Source organism: Methylobacterium variabile, from assembly GCF_001043975.1.
In the GTDB taxonomy this organism is placed as follows: Bacteria; Pseudomonadota; Alphaproteobacteria; order Rhizobiales; family Beijerinckiaceae; genus Methylobacterium; species Methylobacterium variabile.
In genome coordinates this window covers 1-22,184 of record NZ_LABY01000084.1, presented here as the reverse complement: position 1 = coordinate 22,184, position 22,184 = coordinate 1, and the positions used below count along the sequence as shown (strand labels likewise).

The following is a 22,184-nucleotide window of genomic DNA, read 5'->3' as shown; positions in this document are numbered from 1 at the left end:
TTGCAGCCGGGACGGTCGCATCCGGGCGCCCAGGCATGCAAGTCCCCCGAAAGTCCGGCCCGCGGCCGGCGCGGGGATGCGGCACGGGGCCGGATCCCCGCCTTGCACAGAGCCTGGCCGGGGCCGGCAAATATCCGCCGACCCCGAGTTGCCCAGCCGGCGGGCGATGTGGAAGAATCCGCCGACGATCGGGCGGCCCCGCGAGAGCCGCGGCACCGGGGCAGGAAGCGAGGCCGGTTTGGCGCACGGGATGGGGACGGCGTGGGCGGAGGTGCGGGTGCGTGCCCCGGCCCGGCTGCATTTCGGCTTCCTCGATCTGCATGGCGGGCTCGGACGGCGCTTCGGCAGCATCGGCCTCGGACTCGACGCGCCGGGCATCGACCTCACGGCCGCCCGCGCCGACACCCTGCGGGTCACGGGGGCGGACGGCCCCGGCATCGCCGCCGAGCTGGAGCGGGTGCGGACCTATGCGGCCCTCGCGGCCCGCCACCTCGGGGTGCCGGAGGCCGGGGCCTTTCACCTCGCCGAGGCGATTCCGGCCCATGCGGGCTTCGGCTCGGGCACGCAGCTCGCCCTCTCGGTGGCGGCGGCCCTCGCCGCCCTCCACGGCGCCCCGTTCTCCCCGGCGGCCTTCGCGGACGCCCTCGACCGCGGCAACCGCTCCGGCGTCGGGCTCGCGGCCTTCGTCACCGGCGGCCTGATCGTCGACGGCGGCCGGGATGAGAGCGACGCGGCCCCGCCGGTGATCTCGCGGCTGCCCTTCCCGGAGGCCTGGCGGGTGGTGCTGATCCTCGATGCCGGCCGCACCGGCGTGCACGGGGCCGAGGAGCGCCGCGCCTTCCGGGAGCTGCCCCGCTTCCCCGCCGCGGAGGCGGCCGAGATCTGCCGCACGGTGCTGATGCAGGTGCTGCCGGCGGCGGTCGCCGCGGATCTCGCGCCGTTCGGCGCCGGCATCACGGCGATCCAGCGCCGGATCGGCGACTACTTCGCGCCCCACCAGGGCGGACGCTACGCCAGCGCGGCGGTGGCGGCGGCCCTCGCCAGCGTGGAGGAGGCCGGCGTCGCCGGCTTCGGCCAGAGCTCCTGGGGACCCACCGGCTTCGCCCTCACCGGCGACGCGGAGGAGGCCGAGCTGCTGGTCGCGCGGCTTCGCACCCGCCACCCTAACCTCGCCTACCGCATCGCCCGCGGGCGCAACCGCGGCGCCGACGTCGCCTGATCCCTGCCCACCACCGGCGTAAGCCGGCTGACTGGCACCAACGTACAGGACACAGGCGGAGCCGGCGGGCTTACAAGCAGGACGGCACCCGCGCGCCGTCGCGCCGCGGGGTGCCGTGGAGCGGGCGTCGCGTTCGCCGCTGCGGAGGAGGTTCGGATGGCCCGGTCGATCCTGCACATGCTGACGCCGCTCAAGCACATGAGCCCGTTCGACGTAAACATGGCCGTGGACGCGGGCTTCGACGTCGTGGCGACCTATACGGGGGTCTTGCCCGGCGAGGTGGTGCCCCTCGTCCAGGACTCGATCTTCTCGCGCGCGCCGGAGCACGGCACCCGCACGGCGATCTTCATCGGCGGCAAGAACGCCGAGGCCGCCCTCGACATGGTGGACGAGGCGACCGGCGCCTTCGTGCCGCCGTTCCGGAACCACGTCTTCGCCGATCCGTCCGGCTCCTTCACCACAGGGGCCGCCATGGTGGCCTGCGTGCGCAAGGCGCTGCGCGACACGTTCGGCGAGGGGCTCGAGGCCAAGCGCGTCACGATCTTCGGCGGCACCGGCGTCGTCGCCTACTGCGCCGCGGTGATCGCCGCGCTGGAGGGCGCACACCCGGTCCTCGTCGGCTACGACGGCCGCGAGCGGGTGGCGGCGATCGCCGAGGGCATGCGGGCGCGGTTCGGGGTCACGGTCGAGGCCGCGGACGGCGCCAGCGCGGCGGGCCGCGTCGCCGCCGCCCGGGAGGCCGAGGTGATTCTCGCCGCCGCCGCCGCGGGCGTGCAGGTCCTGGACGCGGAGGATCTGGGCCAAGCCGGACGCCTCCTCGTCGCCTCGGACGTCAACGCCGTGCCGCCGGCCGGCATCGCCGGGATCGACGTCCACGCCGACGCCGCGCCCCTGCCGGGCGGGCGAGGCGTCGGCATCGGGGCCCTCGCCGTCGGCAACGTGAAGTACAAGACCCAGGCTGGGCTCTTCCGCCGCCTGCTCCAGGCCGACCAGCCCCTCGTCCTCGACTTCCGCGAGGCCTACCGGCTCGCCGTCGAGATCACCGGCCAGGCGTGACGAGGCGGGCATGACCGGCGAGGCGGTGCTGATCGCGGCGCAGTCGGGCCGGGCGCTGGCCGCCGCGGCCCGGCGGGCGGGCTACCGCCCCTTCGTCGCCGACCTGTTCGGCGACGAGGACACCCGCGCCCTCGCGGAGGGCTACCGCCGCGTGCCGGGCCGCCTCGGCACCGGCCTGGGGGCCCGGGCCGTGGAGGCGGCGCTCGCCGCCCTCGCCGCGGAGGCGGGCGCTCCCGTCGGCCTCGTCCTCGGCTCCGGGTTCGAGGGGGCGCCCGGCCTGATGTGGCGCCTCGCCGGGCGTCACCGCCTGCTCGGAGCCGCGCCGGAGGCGGTCGCCGCCCTGAAGGATCCGGTCGGCTTCGCGGCCCTGTGCGGACGCCTCGGCATCCCGCACCCGGAGATCGCCCTGGCGCCGGTGCCCGACCCGCAGGCCTGGCTGGCGAAGTGGCGCGGCGCCTCGGGCGGCGGCCACATCCGCCCGGCCACCCCGGGCCGGCTCCCGGCGGGCGCCTATCTCCAGCGCCGCGTGCCGGGCCTGCCGCGCTCGCTCAACGCCCTCGCGGACGGCCGAACGGTCGCCGTGCTGGCGGTGACGGAGCAGTGGGCGGCCCCCGGGCCCGGCCGGCCGTTCCGCTACGCCGGCGCCGCCGGGCCGGGCACGCTGCCGGCGGCGGTGCAATGTGGTGCCGAGCGGGCGCTCGCCGGCCTCGTCGCGACGACGGGGCTGCGGGGCCTCGTGAGCGCCGACCTCCTGGTCGATGGCGAGCGCTGGTGGCTCCTCGAGGTCAATCCGCGCCCGGGCGCCACCCTGGACGTGCTCGACCGCGGGCCCGCACCGCTCTTTTCCGCCCACGTCGCGGCGAGTTCCGGCCGATTGCCGAACACCTCGGCCCTGCCGCAGGGCGCCGCCGCGAGCGAGATCCTCTATGCCGGCCCGGCGATCCCCGCGGTGCCGCTCCTCGACTGGCCCGACTGGGCGATGGACCGGCCCGCCGCGGGAAGTCGCGTCGAGGCCGGCGCGCCGGTCTGCACGGTGCTGGCCGGGGGACCGGATGCGCGTTCGGCCCGGCGCGCCGTCGCATTGCGGGCCAAGGCCCTGCGGGCGAGGTTGGAGGAGGGGCCGGCCGACACCGCACGGGCTCTCGCCGGCCACCCCTTCACCCTCGGCAAAGTCTCGCAGGATCCTCTCTCCTGTGTGGGCTAGCAGAGAGGCACATCGGGCCGTGCGGCGTTGTGTGACTGCGACGGCGCCCGCGGGAGAGGGGGTCCCGCGCCGCACTCGCAAGAGAGAGCAAGACGGGCCCGCAGAGGCCCCCGACCGATCTGTCCGCCTGCCCCGGGGAGCCACCCGCCCCGACTTGGCCCGAGGGAGTAACCCGATGAGTGCAGCCTCCGCGTCCGCCGTCCCGCAGCGCCCGAGCGTGAACGCGCTCGCCGCTCCCCTGGTCGAGGCCCTGGCCGCCGAGGCGGTCCGCCTGCGCCTCGGCGTGACGCGGGCGGCGGACGGCTCGCGGCTGATCGATGCCGGGGCGCAGGCGCGGGGCTCAATCGAGGCCGGGCGGCGCATCGCCGAGATCTGCCTCGGCGGCCTCGGCACCGTCACGGTCGGACCCGCCGGGCCCCTCGAGGCCTGGCCCTTCACCGTGACCGTGCACAGCACCGACCCGGTGCTGGCCTGCCTCGGCAGCCAGTATGCCGGCTGGAACCTGGCCGACGAGGAGGGCGGCTCGGGCTTCTTCGCCCTCGGGTCCGGCCCCGGCCGGGCGGCCGCCGGGACGGAGCACCTGTTCGAGGAGCTGGCCTACCGCGACCCCGCCGACCGCATCGTCCTGGTGCTCGAATCGGGCAGCCCGCCGCCGCCCTCCGTCACCGCCAAGGTGGCGGCCGCCGCGGGCGTCCGCCCGGCCGACGTCACCTTCGTGTACGCCCCGACCCAGAGCCTCGCCGGTGCGACCCAGGTGGTCGCCCGGGTGCTGGAGGTCGCCCTGCACAAGGCGCACTCGGTCGGGTTCGATCTCGGCGCGATCGTCGACGGCCTCGGGGCGGCGCCCTTGAGCCCGCCGCACCCGGACTTCATCCAGGCCATGGGCCGCACCAACGACGCGATCATCTACGGCGGGCGGGTGCAGCTCTTCGTCGAGGCCGACGATGCCGACGCCAAGGGGCTGGCCGAGGCGCTGCCGAGCACCACCTCGCGCGACCACGGCGCGCCCTTCGCGGAGATTTTTTCCCGCTTCAACGGCGACTTCTACGCTATCGACAAGCACCTGTTCAGCCCGGCCGAGGTGGTGGTGACCTCGCTCCGCTCCGGCCACAGCCACCGGGCCGGCCGGCTGGTGCCGGAGCTGGTGGCGCGCTCCTTCGCCTGAGCCGCCCCTTGAGGTCACCCATGCGGATCGGGCTCGCGGCCGATAACGGCGCCTGGCACAAGGCCCGGCTCCTCGCCGCCTTGACGGATCTCGGCGCCGCGCCGGTGCTGTTCTCGCTGGCCGAGGTCACGGTCGAGACCGGCCACGACGAGCCCCTGCGGGTGCCGGGCTTCGGCGGCGGGCTGCCGGACGGGGTGCTGCTGCGCACCATCGCGGGCGGCACCTTCGAGGCCACGACGATGCGGCTCGGCGCCCTGCACGCCCTCGTGGCCGCCGGCACCGTGGTGTGGAACGGACCGACCGCCATCGAGCGCTCGGTCGACAAGGCGATGACGAGCCTGCTGCTGGCGCGCCGCCGCATCCCGACGCCGGAGACCTTCGTGCTCTCGCGCCGCGACGCCGCCGCCGAGGTCGTGGCCCGGGAGGCGGCGCCTGGCCGGCCACTGGTGCTGAAGCCCCTGTTCGGCTCGCAGGGGGAGGGCCTCCAGCTCATCGTCCGGCCCGAGGAGCTGCCGCCCGAGGAGCTGGTCGGCCGGGTCTACTACCTCCAGCGCTACGTCGCCCGGCGCGACGCGGCGTGGCAGGACTACCGGATCTTCGTCTGCGCCGGCCGGGCGGTCGCCGGGATGATCCGCGAGGGCGACGGCTGGATCACCAACGTCCACCGGGGCGGCCGGCCGCTGCCCTGGCGCCCGCCGGCCCGGGCCGCCGCGCTCGCCGAGGAGGCCGCCGCGGCGGTCGGCTGCGGCTATACCGGCGTCGACCTCGTCGAGGACGGGGAGGGCGGCTTCCTGGTGCTGGAGGTCAACAGCATGCCGGCCTGGTCGGGCCTGCAGCAGGTCACCCCGGTCGACATCGCCCGGGAGGTCGCGGCCGGCTTCCTGGCGGCGGTGCGGGCCGGGCATCCGCCTCGGCTCGTGGCCGCCGGCGGCCCGCCATGATGCCGCCGCCCGAGGCGCCGGTGCCGCCGCCCGAGGCGCCGGTGTCTCCTGGCGAACCGGCGCTCGGCCCGGAGGCGATCGCCGCGGCCTACCTCGCGGCCTGCCGGGCGGAGCTGGCGGCGATCAAGCCCGGCAACGTCCACGTCCACGCCGCCGGGCACCGGATGACGGTGGCGGATTTCGAGGCGAGCGCGGTCCTCTCCGCGCCCCACATCGCCGCGGCCGGCGCCCGGGTCGGGGCGCGGGCGGAAGGCGCGGTCGCCGCCACCCGGGTCGGCATCGGCCAGAACACCAATCTCGGCATCGTGCTCCTCTGCGCGCCGCTCGCGGCCGCGGCGGAGCGGCCCGGCCCCCTGCGCCCGGCCCTGGCCGCGGTGCTGGCGGGGCTCGACACCACGGATGCGGCCGGGATCTACGCGGCGATCCGCCTCGCCAGCCCCGGCGGCCTCGGCCGGGCCGCGCGCCACGACGTCACGGCGGAGGGACCGCCGCCGCCGCTCCTCGCCGCGATGGCGGAGGCGGCGGAGCGCGACCGCATCGCCCGGGCCTACGTCACCGGCTTCGCCGACCTGTTCGAGACCGGCCTCTCCGCCCTCGCGGCGGCGCGCGCCCGGGGCCTCACCGAGCCCTGGACCACCACGGCAGTGCACCTCGCCTTCCTGGCGGGCTTCCCCGACAGCCACATCGTCCGCAAGTTCGGCGCCGCCGCGGCCGAGGCGGTGCGGGCGGAGGCCGAGGCCGCCCTGGGCGGGCTCGCCCTCGGCGAGGGCGCGCGGGCGGTCCTGCTCGCCCACGACGCCGCCCTGAAGGCCGCGGGCCTCAACCCCGGCACCAGCGCCGACCTCACGGTGGCGACCCTGTTTCTCGACGCGATCGGCGGCCTGAAGGCCGGAGCAGGGCCCGATCCCGCGCAACCCGCCAATAAGTCTTAGTCTCGGTACGGCTTTCCTTCGGGCGCCGGGCCCGAAATGGACCATTGTACCGGCTTGGCCGGCTTGTTCACGGTTCAGCGGCGCTGTAGGGTCCGGCCGCTATCCGGTCAACCGGTTCGGCCTCCCGCTGAACGCCGACAACAAGGATGGCGGGGTCGATCCGCATTGTTCGGGCGGTCGGCTAACCTTATCGACACCTGGGAGAAACCCCACATGGCGACGATCAATAAGGTGATGGTGGGCGAGGCCCTCGTCGGCGACGGTAACGAGGTGGCGCATATCGACCTGATCATCGGCCCGCGCGGCAGCGCCGCCGAGACGGCGTTCTGCAACAGCCTGACCAACAACAAGCACGGCTTCACCAGCCTGCTCGCGGTGGTGGCGCCGAACCTGCCCTGCAAGCCGAACACCCTGCTGTTCAACAAGGTCACCATCAACGACGCCCGCCAGGCCGTCCAGATGTTCGGCCCCGCCCAGCACGCCGTGGCCAAGGCGGTGCAGGATTGCGTCGCCGAGGGCATCATCCCGGCCAGCGAGGCCGACGACCTCTACATCCTGGTCGGCGTGTTCATCCACTGGGAAGCCGCGGACGACGCCAAGATCGAGAAGTACAACTACGAGGCCACGAAGCTGTCGATTCAGCGCGCCATCAAGGGCTCGCCGACCGCCGCCGAGGTCACGCAGCAGTACAAGACCGCGCAGCACCCCTTCGCGGCCAACGTCGCCTAGACAGGAAACCGTCCGGAACAGTCAGCGGCGCCTCCTCCGCCGCCCCCGCCGCCTCCGCCGCAGGGGCTGTTCCAGCGACTGGCCTCCATCTTCCTCGGACGCTGACCATCGCGATCGGGAGGGCCCGCCCGGGCCCTCCCTTTCCCGTGTTTCAGGCCCGCAGCCGCCCGTCGTGGATCGCGCTCGCGACCAGCACCCCGGCAGCCCCCGCCGCGGCGAGCGCCGGCAGGTCCTCGGGCCCGCGCAGGCCGCCGGCGGCGTAGAAGGCGATGTCCGGCGCCCGTGCCTTGAGGGCGCGCAGGCCCGCGAGGTCCGGCCCCGCACCGCTGCCGACCCGCGCGAGCGTCATCACGATCACCTCCGGCGGCCAGGTCGAGGCGTCCTCGTGCAGGGAGGCGGGCCCGAGGGGCAGGCCGTCCCGGCTGTCGAGGGAGAGCACCGCCCGGCCCGCGAGCCGGCGCACCAGGGTCTCGTCGGCCTGGCTCTCGCTGCCGAGCACCGGCCGGCCGAGGCCGGCGGCCAGGAAGGCGTCGACGCCGGCCTGCGTGGAGAAGCCCGCATCGACCCACAGCTCCACCCCCGGGCAGGCCGCCGCGATCGCCCGCATGGCGGCGAGGTCGGGCGGCGTCCCGTCCACGATCGCGTCGAGATCCGCGACGTAGAGCCGGCGCGCCGGCCAGGCGGAGAGGAGGCCGCGGGCCACGTCGGCGGGGGCGGCGCCGGGGCTGAGCGGCGTGACGATCGGCGCGTAGCGCTCGCGCTCGCCGGCCCGGGCCCGCACCACGACGCCGCCGCGCAGGTCGAGGACCGGCACCACCTCGGTCCGGGTTGCGGACGGAGGGGCGCTCATGCCACCCCGCCCCGACGTGCAGCGACCGAGACCCGACCGTGACCCATGCCCATCCCTCCGCTCCGCTCCGTCGCGTCATCGGCTGGGACCTCGGCGGGGTCCATGTCAAGGCGGCCCTGGTGGAGGACGGGCGGGTCCAGGCAGTGGTGCAGGCGCCGTGCCCGCTCTGGAACGGCCTGCCGGCCCTCGACGCGACGCTCGCGGCCCTGCCGGGCTGGGCCCGGGAGCCCGCCCGCCACGCCGTGACGATGACCGGCGAACTGACCGACTGCTTCCCGGACCGCGCCGCGGGCGTGGCCCAGCTCGCCGCCTGGGCCGCCGGGCACCTGCCCGGCGCGGTCGCGATCTATGCCGGGCGCTCCGGCTTCGTGGCGCCCGAGGCCGCGGCGGCGCACGCCGCGGACGTCGCCAGCGCCAATTGGCACGCCACCGCCTGCCTGGTCGGCCTCGCGCGGCCGGCGGCCCTCCTCGTCGACATCGGCTCGACCACCGCCGACCTGATCCCGATCATCGACGGCCGGCCCCGCGCCCTCGGCTACAGCGACGCCGAGCGGCTGGAGACCGGCGAGCTGGTCTATACCGGCGTAGTGCGCACGCCGCTCCTGGCGCTCGGCCGGAGCGCCCCGTTCCGCGGCCGGCGCACCGCGCTGATGGCCGAGTGCTTCGCCACCACCGCCGACGCCTACCGGCTGCTCGGCCTGCTGCCGGAGGTGGAGGACCAGCAGGACACCGCCGACCTGAAGGGCAAGTCGACGCACGAGACAGAGATCCGCCTCGCCCGGATGATCGGCCGCGACCGCCACGAGGGCGCCGGCCCCGACTGGATCCGCCTCGCCGGCCACTTCGCCGAGGCCCAGCTGCGCCTGCTGCACGACGCCGCCGGGCTGATCCTCTCCCGCGGCGACCTGCCGGAGGACGCCCCCCTGGCGGTCTGCGGCGCAGGCCGCTTCGTCGCCGCCCGGCTCGCCGCACGCCTCGGGCGCACCGCCGAGGACCTGACGGGCCTGATCGCGCCGCGCCTCGCCCCCGAGGCGACGGCCTTCGCCTCGACCTGCGGACCGGCGGTCGCCGTGGGCCTGCTGGCGGCGGCCCCACCCGTCACCGCGCCGCAGTGACCTCGGCGGCGGGCGTCGCCCCGCTCCGCGTCCGGCGGACGATCCCGAACGGGGCGGCGCTGCGGACGTCCCCTGTGCTGCCGGCCGATAAGCCCTCTTGCGGGACCGGCTCAGGAGTGCCGCGCTGCTGAGGGACCAGGTCCCCCGAGGCCGTCGTCGAGCGCCGCGCGCGCGCCGAGCCACGGCATGCTGATCGGGCTGTCGACGAGGAGGAGCAGGGTCCGGCGCAGGAGCTGATCGAGGACTTCGGGCCCGCCGGACGGCCCGAGATCCGCGCCGTTGAGCCGGTCGTCCAGCTCCCGGGTGGTACCGAGGAAACCCATGCTCCAGCCGGGGAAGCGGCGCTCGGCCGCGAAGTCCATCTCGATCACCGCCAGGGTGTGATGGCGCCGGTCGACCAGGATCGATTCGAAGATCGGCTGCACCGCGGTCCGGGCCCCCTCCAGCACCTGGAAGAAGCCGAGCCCGGTATAGACCAGCACGCCGGAGACATCGGCCGCCTGGTTACGCTGCCGGGCGGTGGCGAGCAGGTCGGCGACGTGGCCTTGCCCCAGCATCACCTCCGTCCGATGCGCGGCGGTGCTCTTGTAGATGATGCGGAAGATGTCCCTCGACATCCGAATCTCCGGGGGCAGATCACACTGTATAGGCCAATCGGTGCGGGCTGCGATAGCGCCCGGATGAGCAGCCGGAGCAATTTCGTGGAAGGAATGCCACTCAGGATGGCAATCACGATCCAGCGTCAACTGCGCCAGCGCAGCTCCCGCGGCTCGAGGGGATTGACGAAGGCGGAGCCGGCCTCCCGGGCGCGCAGGAACTCGCGCTTGAGGCTGAAGTACCATTGCGACTGTACGTCGCTCTCGCCCATCAGCACCATCGCGGGCTTCCGGTCGAGGCCGCGCTGCGCGATCTGGAGCACGTCCCGGTCCTGGCCCAGGAACTGGCGCATCAGCGGCCGGGCGACGGGCTTCAGCAGGTTGAGCGCCGGGATGTTCCAGTACATCGCGTTGATGAGCGCGGTGCGGCCGTTGGCGAGGGGCGAGGCGAAGGTGTAGTTGGCGAGGCGCTTCTCGCCGGCGGTGATGCGCTCGAGTCGCACGCCCGGCAGACGGAACTCGATCTCGACCTCCGGGATCGAGCCGAGCAGGCGGTAGGCGAGGGAGGCGGTCTTCGCCGTGTGGCTCGTCATGGTGAAGCCGAAGGGCGAGGGCGCGAAGTGCTTCACCTTCTCCTTCATCGTCTTCGACGGGCGCCACCACCAGGAATCGTGCACGTAGGCGACGTGGGCCGGGTCGACGAAGCTGAGCGCCACGAGGTCGAACGAGGCCTCGACCTCCAGGATCTCGACCAGCTGGCCGCAATAGGCGAAATCGACCTCCGGGATCGGCGGCGCGCCGTCCGGATCGCGGCCCGCATTCACCCAGATCAGGCCGGACTTCTCCGCCACCGCGAAGCGGGCGAGGCGGACCGAGGCGAAGTTGGCGTCGTCCCGGCGGGCGAGGGCGGGGATCGCCGCGCAGACGCCGTCGGGCCGGAACTGCCAGCCGTGGAACGGGCAGACGAGGTTGCCGTCGACCATGCGCCCGGCCGAGAGGGCCATGCCGCGGTGGGGGCAGCGGTCGCGCAGGGCGAAGAGCGCCCCCGTCTCCTCGCGCCCGACCACCACGGCCTCCTCGCCGAGGCTCACGGACCGCATCCCCCCGGGCCGGACGCTGCGGCTCTCGCCGACGCAGTACCAGACGTCGTCGAGCGCCCGGCGGATCGGATCCCCTGTCATGCCTGTCCCGCGGTCCCACCTCATCGGCCCGGGTCCATTCCGGCCGGCGCCAGTCCTTAGAGCAGCGCCCGATCGCGTTGCAATCCGGCGGGGCGCAACGCTCGCCTTTGCCGCACGTCCCGGCGCCGGGCCGGGATGCCGCGCGGCCTGACGATACCCGTGAGGAACACCGAGCGGGACCGTTCGTTACCGTGGCGAACATGCCGCAGGGCGAGCACGCCCCAGAGTCACGCTGCGGCCGGAGCCTCGAAAGGCCCCACGCTGGGCCCCATGACGGAGGATGATACAATGAGCCTGCTCGGGACGATTGTTGGCAAGATCCTGCACCCCTTCGGCGGCGGCGAAGCTCAGGCACAGACGCCTGGCGAGACGACGACCGGCGCGCCCGCGGGCGGCGACAAGGGTGCGGCAGACAGCACGGTGCCGAAGGTCGACGGCAAGGTCGACGTCGAGGCGGTGCTCAACGACCTCGCCGCCAAGGCCGGGCAGCCGCTGAACTGGCGCACCTCCATCGTCGACCTGATGAAGCTGCTCCACCTCGACAGCAGCCTGTCGGCCCGCAAGGAGCTGGCGAAGGAGCTGAACTACAGCGGCGACACCGAGGATTCCGCCACCATGAACGTGTGGCTGCACAAGCAGGTCATCCGCAAGCTCGAGGAGAACGGCGGCAAGGTGCCGGCCGACCTCAAGGATTAAGACTGCAGATGCTCGGCCCGCCCGCGAAGGGGCGGGCCGTCCTCACGGCCGGCCATGGTCCTGCCCGGCCGGTTGCCGGGCTTCGGCCAGGAGGCGCCGCGCGTCGGCGACGGCGTCCTCGAGCCCGCCGCGCGTCAGCCGCACCTGGATGGTGAGCGCGTGGGCCTCCCGCCGCAGCCTGTCGGCGTCGGTGCGGATCCGGGCCGTCTCTAGCACGATCTCGTCCAGCTGCTCGCAGATCTCGTCGAGGCTCAGATCCCCCGGGAGGGCGGGCAGGTCGAAGCCGGGCCCGGCATCGGGCAGGCGCACCAGCGTCAGGCCGGGCCAGGATTCCCGCAGCCGCGCCGCGATCCCGGGCAGGTCCGGCGAGGCGGACAGGCCCGCGCTCACCAGCGCCATGTCGACCACCGGCAGGCCGAACCCGGGGGCGGTCAGCGCCGGGCTCAGATCCGCCCCCACGGCGTCGACGACGTCGTAGCCCTTGGCCGCCAGCTGGCCAGCCAGCGGGGCCACCGCCTCCCCCGCGGTCCGGAGCATCAGCAGAACGGGTGCGCAGGGATAGCCCATTCAACGTAAGTAGCACAGGCGCCGTCGCGGCTGTAGCGGCCGTTTGGCCTAAGCTTGGCCATGGCCGCGCCGGCGTCAGCGCCCCGTGCGCACGCGGGTCCAGAGCCGGGTCACCACCCGCTGGGTGCGGTCGTCGTAGGCGGTGTTGGTGAACAGCCGGCGGAAGGTGGCCTCGTCCGGGTAGATGCCGGGGTCGGAGAGGATCTCGGGGCGCACCAGGGCCTTCGCCGCGAGGTTGCCGCTCGCATAGGCGACGAAGTTGGTGTTGGCCGCCGCCACCTCGGGCCGCATCATGAAGTCGATGAAGGCGTGGGCCTCCGCCGGATGCGGCGCGTCCTTCGGGATCGCGAAGGCGTCGAACCACATCAGGGCGCCCTGCTGCGGGATGTAGTAGGCGATGTCGACGTCGCTCTTCGCCTCCCGGGCCCGCCGGCGGGCCTGCAGCACGTCGCCGGAATAGCCGACCGAGAGGCAGACGTCGCCGTTGGCGAGCTGGTTGATGTACTCGGAGGAGTGGAACTTCTGCACCGCGCCGCGGATGCGGAACAAGGCATCGCCCGCCCTGTCGAGGTCGTCGACGCGCCGGGAGTCCGGCTTGAGGCCGAGGGCCTGGAGCACGCTCGGAAAAATGTCCTCCGGCGAGTCCAGCATCGTGACGCCGCAATCCTTGAGCTTGGCGACCAGCTCCGGGCGCAGGACGATGTCCCAGGTGTTGAGCGGCTGGTTGGCCCCCAAGCGCGCGCGCACCAGCGCGGTGTTCACCCCGATGCCGGTGGTGCCCCACATGTAGTCGACGGCGTAGACGTTGCCCGGGTCGTAGGCCGCGAGCCGCGCCGTCACCTCGGGCCAGGCGTGCTTGAGGTTCGGCAGCTTGCCCTTGTCGAGGGGCTGGAAGGCGCCGGCCTTGATCAGGCGCTGCAGGAACGGGCCGGACGGCACCACGATGTCGTAGCCGGAGCGGCCGGCGAGCAGCTTGGTCTCGACGATCTCGTTGGTGTCGTAGGTGTCGTACACGACCCGGATGCCGGTCTCGCGCGTGAAGGCGTCGAGCATCTTGGGGTCGATATAATCCGACCAGTTGTAGATGTTGACGACCCGCTCCGGCGCGGCCGCGCCCGCAGGCCCCGCCGCGAGGGCCACAGGCCCCGCCGCGAGGGCGAAGAGGCGGGCGGCCGCCCGCAGGAACCCGCGCCGGAGGAGCGTCATCGTCAGGCCCCGGTCGCGGCGATGACCGAGATCTCGACGCGGTATTGCGGGCCGGCGAGCTTCGCCTCGACGGTGGCCCGGGCGGGGGCGTGGCCGGCCGCGACCCAGCCGTCCCAGGCCCGGTTCATCTCCGCGAAGGTCGACATGTCGGCAAGGTAGATGGTGGCCGAGAGGAGCCGGGTCTTGTCGCTGCCGACGCTCGCGAGCAGGGCGTCGATCTGGCCCAGGATGTCCTTGGTCTGCGCCTCGACGCCCTCGGCATCGGAGACCTGGCCGGCCAGGTAGGCGGTGCCGCCATGGACCACCGCCTGGCTCATCCGGGTGCCGGTCTCGAAACGCGTGATGGTCATCGGGAACTCCTTGAGCCGAGTTTGAGCGCTCCGGCGCCTTGTGCCGCCGAACTTGGGGTCGCGTAAAGGGCTGTCGCGGCGCGCCGGAAGAGGCGGGCGCGGAGCGCGAGTCCCGCGCGGGTCGCACGTCCTGCGCAACCACGGCCCGACCCGCGCGTTTGACCCTCAGCTAAGCGGAGCCGAAGGGCAGCACCCATGCTTGAGATCCTGTGGACCATCATCATCGGCTTCGTCGCCGGTGTCATCGCCAAGTTCATCATGCCCGGCTCGGCGAACGAGCCGAGCGGCTTCATCATGACGACGCTTCTCGGCATCGTCGGCGCCTTCGTGGCGACGTTCCTCGGCCAGGTCACCGGCTGGTACAGCCCGAACCAGGGCGCGGGGCTGATCGCCTCGGTCGTCGGCGCGATCATCGTGCTGGCCATCTGGGGCTTCATCCAGGGCCGCCGCCGCAGCACGGCCCTCTGAGTTTCCCGAGCCGGCGGCGTCCGCCGGCTCACCCGCGGACGAGAGAAGGCCCGCGCCGGGATGCCGGCGCGGGCCTTCTGTTTGCGCTCGACCCAAGGCTCGGGACCGGGGCGCCCGCGCGGGCGCCCCGGTCATTCAGGTCAGATGCGCGCCGGCTCGTGCGAGCCCTGGTTCATCAGCGACTTGGCGGCACAGTGGCCGGTGGCCCCGCGGATCGCCAGGAGCGAGCCGGCGACCAGGGCCGCGAGGCTCAGGAACTTGTTCGGCCGCGGCTGCGCCGCCGCGGCGGCGAGGCCGAGGCCGAGCACGACCGAGATGGCGCGCTCCTTGGTGGTCAGGTTGCGCTCGCCGCTGAACACGTCGTGGATCAGGTCGCTGGCCATGGGATCTCCGTCAGGCTAAAGCGCGGGTGTTTCCGCTGCGTCGCGGTGCGAACGCGGGCGGGAGCCGGACGTTCCCTGCCGGTCCCGTCCTCAGGCCTCGGCCGACTCGGCGAGCAGGCGGTCGTCGATCTCCCGTGCCCGCACGGCCGCCGGGCGGTCGGCGAGGCGCGCCACGTAGGCCTCGTAAGCCGGGCGCCGCTCGATCGAGCCGAACTGCATCCCCCACATCAGGTGCGCGCCGACATAGAGGTCGGCGGCCGAGAAGCGCCCACCGGCGAGGTACTCGGCCGCCGAGACGGCGCCCTCAAGGGCATCGAGAACCTCGGCCAGGCTGCCGTACCCGACCATGCCGCGCATCCGCGGATCGTCCGGCACCACGACGCCGAGGGCCTTGTTGGTCACCGCCGCCTCGACCGGCCCGGCACCGAAGAACAGCCAGCGGTAATAGGCGCCGCGCTGGGGGTCGCTCAGGCCCGGGGCGAGACCGGCCTCCGGGAACGCATCCGCCAGGTAGGCGCAGATCGCCGCCGTCTCGGTCACGGTGACGCCGTGGTGGCGCAGGGCCGGCACCTTGCCGAGGGGATTGATCGCCCGGTAGGCCGCCTCCTTCATCGCCGGTCCGTACCCGACGACCTCGGTGCGGTAGGACGCCCCGACCTCCTCCAGCATCCAGCGGACGATGCGGCCGCGGGACATCGGGTGGGTGTAGAAGACGAGTTCGTCGCTCATGCGCTGTCTCCCGGCGGGCGAATCATCGGCGCCCGCGGAGACCTTGAAGCAGAGGCGGGCGCGGTCGGGAAGGCGGGCGGGTTCGACGCCGCCGAGCGGACAGGATCCCGGTCTGCGCGACGAACTATGTCTTCAGCGGCCCGTCACCTGGGTTGCTCTGCGTCGCCCCGGGACGACGGGCAGCCTCACATCCAGCCGCCGCGTTCCGCGGCGGCCGGATGCGCTCCGCTCTCGCCGCGGTCGATGCGACCGGCGCACATGAAAAAAGCGCGGCCCCGAAGGGCCGCGCTTCCCTCTCATCGCGGCGGAGACCCGTCAGGCCTCCACCCCTCGCATCGGGCGATCACTCGCCGGCGCGGGACTGCTTCTCGCGGGTGCGGTCGGCGTCGCGCTGGGCCTTCAGCTTCTCGGTGATGTCCTCGCCGGTCTCCTGGTCGACGACCTTCATCGAGAGGCGGATCTTGCCGCGCTCGTCCTGGCCGAGGAACTTCACCTTCACCTTGTCGCCTTCCTTCACCACGTCGGTGACCTTGGCGACGCGCTGGGGCGCGAGCTCCGAGATGTGGACGAGGCCGTCCTTGGCGCCGAAGAAGTTGACGAAGGCGCCGAACTCCATCGTCTTCACGACCGTGCCCTCGTAGATCATGCCGGGCTCGGCCTCCGCCACGATCGAGCGGATCCAGTTGTAGGCGGCCTTGATCGCCTTGCCGTCGGACGAGGCGATCTTGACGACGCCGGTGTCCTGAATGTCGATCTTGGCGCCGGTCTTCTCGACGATCTCGCGGATCACCTTGCCGCCGGTGCCGATCACTTCCCGGATCTTGTCGGTCGGGATCTGCATCGTCTCGATGCGCGGCGCGTGCTCGCCGAGCTCGGGCCGGGCCGCGGTCAGGGCCTTGGCCATCTCGACGAGGATGTGGGCGCGGCCGTCCTTCGCCTGGGCGAGGGCCACGCGCATGATCTCCTCGGTGATGCCGGCGATCTTGATGTCCATCTGGAGCGAGGTGATGCCCTCCTCCGTGCCGGCCACCTTGAAGTCCATGTCGCCGAGGTGGTCCTCGTCGCCGAGGATGTCGGACAGCACGGCGTAGCGCTCACCCTCGAGGATGAGGCCCATGGCGATGCCGGCCACCGGACGGCGCAGCGGCACGCCCGCATCCATCAGCGACAGCGAGGCGCCGCAGACCGAGGCCATTGAGGACGAGCCGTTCGACTCGGTGATCTCCGACACGACGCGGATCGTGTAGGGGAACTCGTGGGCCGGCGGCAGCAGCGGGTGCACGGCGCGCCAGGCGAGCTTGCCGTGGCCGATCTCGCGGCGGCCGGGCGAGCCCATGCGGCCGGTCTCGCCCACCGAATAGGGCGGGAAGTTGTAGTGAAGGAGGAACGTCTCCTTGTAGGTGCCCTCGAGCGCGTCGATGAACTGCTCGTCATCGCCGGTGCCCAGCGTCGCCACCACCAGCGCCTGGGTCTCGCCGCGGGTGAACAGCGCCGAGCCGTGGGTGCGGGGCAGCACGCCGACCTCGGAGACGATCGGGCGCACGGTCTTCACGTCGCGGCCGTCGATGCGGGAGCCGGTGTCGAGGATGTTCCAGCGGACCACCTTCGACTGGGCCTCCTTGAAGGCGGCCTTGACCTTCTCGGCCTCGAAGCGAGCCTCGCCCTCGGCCGGGGCCAGCGCGGCCATCACCTTCGCCTTCACGGCGTCGACGGCGGCGTAGCGCTCCTGCTTGACCGTCTTCTTGTAGGCCTCGCGCAGGTCGGCCTCGCCGACCTCGAGCACGGCCTTCTCGACCTCGGAATTGTCCGCCGGCTGGAAGGCGCGGGGCTCCTTGGCGGCCTTCTCGGCCAGGCGGATGATCGCCTCGATGACCGGCTGGAAGTGCTTGTGGCCGAACATCACGGCCCCGAGCATCACATCCTCGGGCAGTTCCTTCGCCTCGGACTCGACCATCAGCACGGCGTCCTGGGTGCCGGCGACGACGAGGTCGAGGGTCGAGCCCTCCATCTCCTGAATGGGCGGGTTGAGCTTGTACTGGCCGCCGACGTAGCCGACGCGGGCAGCCCCGATCGGGCCCATGAACGGCACGCCCGAGAGGGTCAGGGCCGCCGAAGCCGCCACCATGGCGAGGATGTCGGGATCGGTCTCGAGGTCGTGCGAGAGCACAGTGACGACGACCTGGGTGTCGTTGCGCCAGCCCTCGACGAAGAGGGGGCGGATCGGCCGGTCGATCAGGCGGGAGACCAGGGTCTCCTTCTCGGAGGGACGGCCCTCGCGCTTGAAGTAGCCGCCCGGGATGCGGCCGGCGGCGTAGGTGCGCTCCTGGTAGTTGACCGTGAGCGGCAGGAAGTCGATGCCGGGCTTCGGCTCCTTCATCGACACCACGGTGGCGAGAACCGAGGTCTCGCCGTAGGTGGCCACCACGGCACCATCGGCCTGGCGGGCGACCTTGCCGGTCTCGAGCACGAGCTTGCGCCCGCCCCACAGCAGCTCTTCGCGTTGAACGTCGAACATGTTCGTCATGCCTTCCTGCGGTCCGGGAGGGCGGCGCCAGCGCAAGACGGCGAGGGGCTCCGAGGAGAAGCCACCGGCGATCCTGCCCTGGCGGTCGCGGCCCGCGTTCCTCGCGGGTCCCGGCAGAGTGGGGCGGCCGGACCCATTCCGGCCCACCCGGGACGAAGAAACCTCGGGCTCCTTCGCAAAACGCGGCCCGGACCGGTGCCCGAACCGCGTGAAACCCGCCTTAGCGGCGGATGCCGAGGCGCTCGATGAGGGCGCGGTAGCGCGCCTCGTCCTTGCGCTTCAGGTAGTCGAGGAGCGACCGGCGCTGCGACACCAGCTTGAGCAGGCCGCGGCGCGAGTGGTTGTCCTTGGTGTGGGTCTTGAAGTGCCCGGTGAGGTTCTGGATCCGCTCGGTGAGGATCGCGACCTGCACCTCCGGCGAGCCGGTGTCGCTGCCGCCGCGGGCGTGTTCCTTGATGAGCGCGGTCTTGCGCTCCGCCGTGATCGACATCGCGTGTCCTTTCAGGTGCTACAGGTTCATCAGGTGCGCGGCTCCATGAGAGGGAGGCCGCCTCCCGCGCGAGGCTCGGCCGGGCCGGGATGTCGTCCAGCGCGGTCTGCCAAGGCGAAAAACCTCGCCGTATGCGGGCGAGGGTGCCGGACCCTATACACGATCCGCCGGGCCTTGCCACTCCTCATCGGCCCTGTCCGCAACGCGCGGTTTCGTCACGCCCGCGCCGATCTCCCCGAGAACAGCCGAGGTCGAACCCAGGATACCCCCGCGTGGTTTGACGGCCATTCACCACCCCACGAGGTTTCTCGATGACGACCACCGCGACCGCGGACAAGACCGGCACGGCCACCAACGAGACCGTGCAGTCGATCTACATCACGGCATTGCGCAACACGCACGCCCTGGAGAAGCAGGCGGCGCAGATGATCCAGCGCCAGATCGAGCGCTACGAGCACTACCCCGAGCTGTCCCAGGCCCTGCGGCTGCACAAGAGCGAGACCGACCAGCAGGTCACCCGCCTCTCCGACCTGCTGCACGGCCACGGCGAGGACCGCTCGCTGCTCAAGGACGTGGTGACCCAGACGGTGGGCAACGTCGCGGCCCTGGTCCACAGCGTGACGAGCGACGAGGTGCTGAAGAACCTCTACACCGACTACTCGGTCGAGACCTACGAGATCGCCGCCTACACCTCGCTGATCGCGCTGGCCGAGGAGGCCGGCCACAGCCGGGACATCGAGCCCTTGCGCCTCTCGCTTCGGGAAGAGGAGCGCATGGCCGAGGCGGTGTTCAAGCAGATCGTGCCGGTGACGAAGGGCTACGTCGCCCGCGAGGTCCAGGGTCAGAAGGCCGACCGGTAGGAGCGCGGCGAGCCGCCGGGTTGCGACGGTCGCGCCCGGCGGCTTCGCGGCGTACGACCCGTATGTCGGGCGCCGGGCGGCTACGGCCTGGATGCTTCGAACCCGGCCGCGGAGGCCGTCCCGGCAGCGGCCTCGGCCTTCTTGCGGGCTGCCACGAAGCTATCCTTTTTCTCCAGCGCGGGCGTTCAGTGCGGCGAGGGCGAGATCATGCTTCCCGGCTCGATAAGCTGTGACCCCGGCACGCAGCCGGTCCTGCGCCGCGGTCGACGAGGGGGGACGGTCCTCTCGGTCTCAGGCTCGCGCTCGGACCAGCGACGATCCCGTCGGGCAGGCCATTGCCGACCAGCACCGCGGAGGCGGGGCTATCACCGCGCGTCGGCCGGCACTCCCCGTGTCATCGCGCTCATCATCACGAGGATGGAGGTCGTTGCGATCAGCGGCATGCCGACGCCCAGTCTCCGTTTCAGAGGAGGCTGCGCGGATGCAGATGACGATCGCAGCCCGGAGACTAACCGGGACGGGACGCCGAAGGCTCCCGCCGCCGCACCATCCCGGCCGCGATCCCGCCGCGCCGAGCCGGAGATCTGCTCACAGGCGGGAGCGGCACCGCCGGGACACGCCCGAGTGCGAGTGCCGGCCCTACAGCTCCAGCTCCACCGTGACCGGCACGTGGTCCGACGGCTTCTCCCAGGCGCGCGTGTGCCGCGCGACCGTCACCGCCTTCACGGTGCCGGCGAGGTCCGGGGTGACCCAGATGTGGTCGAGGCGCCGGCCCTTGTCGGCGGCGGCCCAGTCGGGGGAGCGGTAGCTCCACCAAGTGTAGATCTTCTCCGGCGGCGGGCGCAGGTGGCGCATCGTGTCGATCCAGCCGGCCTCGCCCCGCAGGGTCTCGAGGCGCTCGGTCTCGATCGGGGTGTGGCTGACCACGTCGAGGAGCTGCTTGTGCGACCAGACGTCGTGCTCGAGCGGCGCCACGTTGAGGTCACCGACGAGGATCGCCGGGCCGGAAGGGCGCCGGCCGCCCCAGGCGCGCAGCTCGTCCATGAAGGAGAGCTTGTGGGCGAACTTGTCGTTGAGCTTGGGATCCGGCACGTCGCCGCCGGCCGGGACGTAGAAGTCGTGCAGCACGATGCCGGCCGCAGGCCCGGCCTCGGGCCCGAGCACCGCCGAGATGTGGCGCGCGTCCTGGCGCTCGCAGAAGCTCATCACGTCGCGGGTGACGAGGGGCAGGCGCGAGAGGATCGCGACGCCGTTATAGCCCTTCTGCCCGGCGAAGACGACGTGCGGGTAGCCGAAGCCCTGCAGCTCCTTCAGCGGGAAGCGGTCGTCCGGGCACTTGGTCTCCTGGAGGCAGAGCACGTCGGGCTTCGCCTCGTCGAGGAAGCGGCGCACGAGGTCGATGCGCAGGCGGACCGAGTTGATGTTCCAGGTGCTGACGGTGAGGCGCAACGGTCGGGTACTCGCGAACTCGAAAGTGATCAGTTGGGGCGGGCCTGCTGCATCTTGGCCTCGAGCTCCTTGTCGACCGCCCGGCCGTAATTGATGACGAACATCATGCCGTCGACCGCGCGGCCGCGCTGGAGGTTGGAGAGCAGCACGGTGGTCTGGTAGCCCTGCGGGTCGGTGATCCGCCACTGGCTCAGGGTCTTCATCGCGTCGTCGAAGTAGAGCGCGATGCGGGAGGTGCCGCCGAGCGTCGAGCGGTCGTCGAGGACGATGCGGATGCCGCCGGGCTCGGCCGCGACGTCGGTGACGGTGAGGTCGCGGGCGAGGTCGATCTTCTCGCGCAGCAGGAATTTCAGCGGCGTCTGCGAGATGAAGTAGAGGTCCTGGGTGGCGAGCTTGCGGTCGCGCACCGCCACCGACGTGCCGTCGGCGATCACCTCAAGGGTCGAGGGCTGGTCGTAGTCGAAGCGCAGGCGGCCGGGCTTGGCGAGGTAGAGCTTGCCGCCGATCTTGCGCCCGTCGGCACCGATCTGGACGAAGTTGCCGGTCAGCGTCGAGACGCCGTTGAAGTAGGCGTTGGCGCGCTCGATCACCGCCGCCGGGTTGGCGGGGTCGACCGCCGCGGCAGGAGTGACGGCGGCAACCTGCTGGGCCGGCCGCCCTGCCTCGGTCGGGGCCGGGACGGCCGCGGTCTCGACGGGCTCCGGCGCGGCCTTGCCGCCGCCGAGGGAGGACGGCCGGCGCGGCGGCAGGGGCGCCTTGGCGGTGGAGGGACCGGCCGGCGCCGGGGCGGCCTCCGGCTGCGGCGCCTGCTGCGCCTCTTGGGCCGGGTCCTTGCGGCCGAACAGGCCGTCGAGAAACGACGACACCTGCGCCTGCGCCGGCGAGGCGGCGAGCACGGCCGGCACCGCGAGGGCGGCGACCGAGAGCGCGGCGCCGAGGGACACCGCGCGGAGCGGGCCGGAGCGGGGACGGCCGTTCATCGGCAGGGTTCTCCGTGTGGGCGAACGGGGAGGGACGGGCCCGCGCCGGCACGCCGACGCCGCGCCGGCCCGGAACGACGGTGTGCCGCGAGGGGCCGCTCCCGCCATAGAGCCGCCCCCTGTGGCGAATATGCGACGGCGGGGCCGCTCACGCCTCGTCCCCTCCGGGCTGGGGCGCGGGCTCGATCAGGATCTCGCGTTTTCCGGCGTGGTTGGCGGGGCCGACGATGCCCTCGCGCTCCATCCGCTCCATCAGCGACGCCGCCCGGTTGTAGCCGATCTGCAGCCGGCGCTGGATGTAGCTCGTCGATGCCTTCTTGTCCCGCAGCACCACCGCCACCGCCTGGTCGTACAGGTCGGCCGTCGGGTCGCCGAAGCCGCCTTGGTCCATGACCGGGGTGTCCGGCGCGGCTGCCGCCTCCTCGGCCTCCTCGTCCGCCGTGACGGCGTCGAGGTAGGAGGGGCGGCCCTGCCGCTTGAGGTGGGCCACCACC

24 protein-coding genes are annotated in these 22,184 nt (G+C 72.9%); 11 read left to right on the top strand and 13 right to left on the bottom strand.

Annotation, left to right across the window (positions count from 1 at the left end; all coding sequences use genetic code 11):
• Positions 1-250 precede the first annotated feature (250 nt).
• The 7 genes from VQ02_RS13315 to fae all read left to right on the top strand — a co-directional run bounded on the left by VQ02_RS13315 (position 251) and on the right by fae (position 7,246).
• The gene (locus VQ02_RS13315; RefSeq protein WP_048444684.1) at positions 251-1,219 is read left to right on the top strand and encodes a beta-ribofuranosylaminobenzene 5'-phosphate synthase family protein; all 969 of its coding nucleotides are present in this window, start codon (positions 251-253) and stop codon (positions 1,217-1,219) included.
• A 156-nt stretch (positions 1,220-1,375) separates the two neighbouring features.
• Complete coding sequence (locus tag VQ02_RS13310; RefSeq protein ID WP_048444683.1) at positions 1,376-2,275, top strand: NAD(P)-dependent methylenetetrahydromethanopterin dehydrogenase; 900 nt, start codon at positions 1,376-1,378, stop codon at positions 2,273-2,275.
• A gap of 10 nt (positions 2,276-2,285) precedes the next feature.
• Positions 2,286-3,479, top strand: coding sequence for an ATP-grasp domain-containing protein (locus VQ02_RS13305; RefSeq protein ID WP_063838479.1), 1,194 nt, complete (start codon positions 2,286-2,288; stop codon positions 3,477-3,479).
• Positions 3,480-3,654: 175 nt separating this feature from the next.
• A complete protein-coding gene (gene mch, locus VQ02_RS13300; RefSeq protein ID WP_048444682.1) occupies positions 3,655-4,644 on the top strand; it encodes a methenyltetrahydromethanopterin cyclohydrolase in 990 nt (329 codons plus the stop codon).
• Positions 4,645-4,664: 20 nt separating this feature from the next.
• Entirely contained in the window at positions 4,665-5,585 is a 921-nt protein-coding gene (locus VQ02_RS13295; RefSeq protein ID WP_048444681.1) for an ATP-grasp domain-containing protein, read from the top strand.
• Entirely contained in the window at positions 5,585-6,517 is a 933-nt protein-coding gene (locus tag VQ02_RS13290; protein WP_048444719.1) for a triphosphoribosyl-dephospho-CoA synthase, read from the top strand. Before VQ02_RS13295 ends, VQ02_RS13290 begins: the two co-directional genes overlap by 1 nt.
• A 213-nt stretch (positions 6,518-6,730) precedes the next feature.
• Positions 6,731-7,246: a formaldehyde-activating enzyme gene (fae, locus tag VQ02_RS13285; RefSeq protein WP_048444680.1), complete on the top strand. Its 516-nt coding sequence runs from the start codon at positions 6,731-6,733 to the stop codon at positions 7,244-7,246.
• 151 nt (positions 7,247-7,397) lie between these two features.
• Here fae and VQ02_RS13280 read toward each other — a convergent pair whose 3' ends face one another.
• Positions 7,398-8,096, bottom strand: a complete 699-nt coding sequence (locus tag VQ02_RS13280) for a HisA/HisF-related TIM barrel protein (protein ID WP_048444679.1) — start codon at positions 8,094-8,096, stop codon at positions 7,398-7,400.
• A gap of 38 nt (positions 8,097-8,134) precedes the next feature.
• Between VQ02_RS13280 and VQ02_RS13275 the strand changes: the two genes are divergently transcribed.
• On the top strand, positions 8,135-9,211 hold the full coding sequence (locus VQ02_RS13275; RefSeq protein WP_048444678.1) for a hydantoinase/oxoprolinase family protein: 1,077 nt from the start codon (positions 8,135-8,137) through the stop codon (positions 9,209-9,211).
• A gap of 110 nt (positions 9,212-9,321) precedes the next feature.
• Here VQ02_RS13275 and VQ02_RS34730 read toward each other — a convergent pair whose 3' ends face one another.
• The gene (locus tag VQ02_RS34730) at positions 9,322-9,828 is read right to left on the bottom strand and encodes a BLUF domain-containing protein (RefSeq protein WP_053080357.1); all 507 of its coding nucleotides are present in this window, start codon (positions 9,826-9,828) and stop codon (positions 9,322-9,324) included.
• A 125-nt stretch (positions 9,829-9,953) separates the two neighbouring features.
• Positions 9,954-10,988 carry an aromatic ring-hydroxylating oxygenase subunit alpha gene (locus tag VQ02_RS13265; RefSeq protein WP_083469195.1) on the bottom strand — a complete coding sequence of 345 codons (1,035 nt, stop codon included), beginning with the start codon at positions 10,986-10,988 and terminating at the stop codon, positions 9,954-9,956.
• Positions 10,989-11,276: 288 nt separating this feature from the next.
• On the opposite strand from VQ02_RS13265, the gene VQ02_RS13260 reads away from it, so the two are divergent.
• Positions 11,277-11,684 carry a DUF3597 domain-containing protein gene (locus VQ02_RS13260; protein WP_048444676.1) on the top strand — a complete coding sequence of 136 codons (408 nt, stop codon included), beginning with the start codon at positions 11,277-11,279 and terminating at the stop codon, positions 11,682-11,684.
• Positions 11,685-11,726: 42 nt separating this feature from the next.
• Here VQ02_RS13260 and VQ02_RS13255 read toward each other — a convergent pair whose 3' ends face one another.
• The 3 genes from VQ02_RS13255 to VQ02_RS13245 form a co-directional block, all read right to left on the bottom strand.
• Complete coding sequence (locus VQ02_RS13255; protein ID WP_157080614.1) at positions 11,727-12,221, bottom strand: hypothetical protein; 495 nt, start codon at positions 12,219-12,221, stop codon at positions 11,727-11,729.
• Positions 12,222-12,326: 105 nt separating this feature from the next.
• Positions 12,327-13,457, bottom strand: coding sequence for a polyamine ABC transporter substrate-binding protein (locus VQ02_RS13250; RefSeq protein WP_048444674.1), 1,131 nt, complete (start codon positions 13,455-13,457; stop codon positions 12,327-12,329).
• A gap of 2 nt (positions 13,458-13,459) precedes the next feature.
• A complete protein-coding gene (locus VQ02_RS13245; RefSeq protein WP_048444673.1) occupies positions 13,460-13,807 on the bottom strand; it encodes a RidA family protein in 348 nt (115 codons plus the stop codon).
• Between the two features lie 195 nt (positions 13,808-14,002).
• Here VQ02_RS13245 and VQ02_RS13240 point away from each other — a divergent pair, with 195 nt between their 5' ends.
• The gene (locus VQ02_RS13240; RefSeq protein ID WP_048444672.1) at positions 14,003-14,275 is read left to right on the top strand and encodes a GlsB/YeaQ/YmgE family stress response membrane protein; all 273 of its coding nucleotides are present in this window, start codon (positions 14,003-14,005) and stop codon (positions 14,273-14,275) included.
• A 140-nt stretch (positions 14,276-14,415) separates the two neighbouring features.
• Here VQ02_RS13240 and VQ02_RS13235 read toward each other — a convergent pair whose 3' ends face one another.
• From VQ02_RS13235 to rpsO, 4 genes are all read right to left on the bottom strand, one after another.
• On the bottom strand, positions 14,416-14,658 hold the full coding sequence (locus VQ02_RS13235; protein WP_048444671.1) for a YgaP-like transmembrane domain: 243 nt from the start codon (positions 14,656-14,658) through the stop codon (positions 14,416-14,418).
• Positions 14,659-14,748: 90 nt separating this feature from the next.
• Positions 14,749-15,387 carry a glutathione S-transferase family protein gene (locus tag VQ02_RS13230; RefSeq protein ID WP_048444670.1) on the bottom strand — a complete coding sequence of 213 codons (639 nt, stop codon included), beginning with the start codon at positions 15,385-15,387 and terminating at the stop codon, positions 14,749-14,751.
• A 343-nt stretch (positions 15,388-15,730) separates the two neighbouring features.
• Positions 15,731-17,902, bottom strand: a complete 2,172-nt coding sequence (gene pnp, locus VQ02_RS13225) for a polyribonucleotide nucleotidyltransferase (protein WP_048444717.1) — start codon at positions 17,900-17,902, stop codon at positions 15,731-15,733.
• A gap of 229 nt (positions 17,903-18,131) precedes the next feature.
• A complete protein-coding gene (gene rpsO, locus VQ02_RS13220; RefSeq protein WP_048444669.1) occupies positions 18,132-18,401 on the bottom strand; it encodes a 30S ribosomal protein S15 in 270 nt (89 codons plus the stop codon).
• Between the two features lie 311 nt (positions 18,402-18,712).
• Between rpsO and VQ02_RS13215 the strand changes: the two genes are divergently transcribed.
• Entirely contained in the window at positions 18,713-19,261 is a 549-nt protein-coding gene (locus VQ02_RS13215; protein WP_048444668.1) for a ferritin-like domain-containing protein, read from the top strand.
• A gap of 639 nt (positions 19,262-19,900) precedes the next feature.
• Here VQ02_RS13215 and VQ02_RS13210 read toward each other — a convergent pair.
• The 3 genes from VQ02_RS13210 to VQ02_RS13200 all read right to left on the bottom strand — a co-directional run.
• Positions 19,901-20,710 (bottom strand): exodeoxyribonuclease III, encoded by an 810-nt coding sequence (locus tag VQ02_RS13210; RefSeq protein ID WP_048444667.1) that lies wholly within the window; start codon positions 20,708-20,710, stop codon positions 19,901-19,903.
• Positions 20,711-20,739: 29 nt separating this feature from the next.
• The gene (locus VQ02_RS13205; RefSeq protein WP_048444666.1) at positions 20,740-21,690 is read right to left on the bottom strand and encodes an outer-membrane lipoprotein carrier protein LolA; all 951 of its coding nucleotides are present in this window, start codon (positions 21,688-21,690) and stop codon (positions 20,740-20,742) included.
• A gap of 148 nt (positions 21,691-21,838) precedes the next feature.
• Positions 21,839-22,184: DNA translocase FtsK (locus VQ02_RS13200; protein ID WP_048444665.1), on the bottom strand; the 346-nt coding region annotated here is incomplete at its 5' end.

Coding starts and splice junctions, on each gene's coding strand:
- VQ02_RS13315 (WP_048444684.1), top strand. CDS start 251: ATGGGGACGGCGTGGGCGGAGGTGCGGGTGCGTGCCCCGGCCCGGCTG.
- VQ02_RS13310 (WP_048444683.1), top strand. CDS start 1,376: ATGGCCCGGTCGATCCTGCACATGCTGACGCCGCTCAAGCACATGAGC.
- VQ02_RS13305 (WP_063838479.1), top strand. CDS start 2,286: ATGACCGGCGAGGCGGTGCTGATCGCGGCGCAGTCGGGCCGGGCGCTG.
- mch (WP_048444682.1), top strand. CDS start 3,655: ATGAGTGCAGCCTCCGCGTCCGCCGTCCCGCAGCGCCCGAGCGTGAAC.
- VQ02_RS13295 (WP_048444681.1), top strand. CDS start 4,665: ATGCGGATCGGGCTCGCGGCCGATAACGGCGCCTGGCACAAGGCCCGG.
- VQ02_RS13290 (WP_048444719.1), top strand. CDS start 5,585: ATGCCGCCGCCCGAGGCGCCGGTGCCGCCGCCCGAGGCGCCGGTGTCT.
- fae (WP_048444680.1), top strand. CDS start 6,731: ATGGCGACGATCAATAAGGTGATGGTGGGCGAGGCCCTCGTCGGCGAC.
- VQ02_RS13280 (WP_048444679.1), bottom strand. CDS start 8,096: ATGAGCGCCCCTCCGTCCGCAACCCGGACCGAGGTGGTGCCGGTCCTC.
- VQ02_RS34730 (WP_053080357.1), bottom strand. CDS start 9,828: ATGTCGAGGGACATCTTCCGCATCATCTACAAGAGCACCGCCGCGCAT.
- VQ02_RS13265 (WP_083469195.1), bottom strand. CDS start 10,988: ATGACAGGGGATCCGATCCGCCGGGCGCTCGACGACGTCTGGTACTGC.
- VQ02_RS13260 (WP_048444676.1), top strand. CDS start 11,277: ATGAGCCTGCTCGGGACGATTGTTGGCAAGATCCTGCACCCCTTCGGC.
- VQ02_RS13255 (WP_157080614.1), bottom strand. CDS start 12,221: ATGCTCCGGACCGCGGGGGAGGCGGTGGCCCCGCTGGCTGGCCAGCTG.
- VQ02_RS13250 (WP_048444674.1), bottom strand. CDS start 13,457: ATGACGCTCCTCCGGCGCGGGTTCCTGCGGGCGGCCGCCCGCCTCTTC.
- VQ02_RS13245 (WP_048444673.1), bottom strand. CDS start 13,807: ATGACCATCACGCGTTTCGAGACCGGCACCCGGATGAGCCAGGCGGTG.
- VQ02_RS13240 (WP_048444672.1), top strand. CDS start 14,003: ATGCTTGAGATCCTGTGGACCATCATCATCGGCTTCGTCGCCGGTGTC.
- VQ02_RS13235 (WP_048444671.1), bottom strand. CDS start 14,658: ATGGCCAGCGACCTGATCCACGACGTGTTCAGCGGCGAGCGCAACCTG.
- VQ02_RS13230 (WP_048444670.1), bottom strand. CDS start 15,387: ATGAGCGACGAACTCGTCTTCTACACCCACCCGATGTCCCGCGGCCGC.
- pnp (WP_048444717.1), bottom strand. CDS start 17,902: ATGTTCGACGTTCAACGCGAAGAGCTGCTGTGGGGCGGGCGCAAGCTC.
- rpsO (WP_048444669.1), bottom strand. CDS start 18,401: ATGTCGATCACGGCGGAGCGCAAGACCGCGCTCATCAAGGAACACGCC.
- VQ02_RS13215 (WP_048444668.1), top strand. CDS start 18,713: ATGACGACCACCGCGACCGCGGACAAGACCGGCACGGCCACCAACGAG.
- VQ02_RS13205 (WP_048444666.1), bottom strand. CDS start 21,690: ATGAACGGCCGTCCCCGCTCCGGCCCGCTCCGCGCGGTGTCCCTCGGC.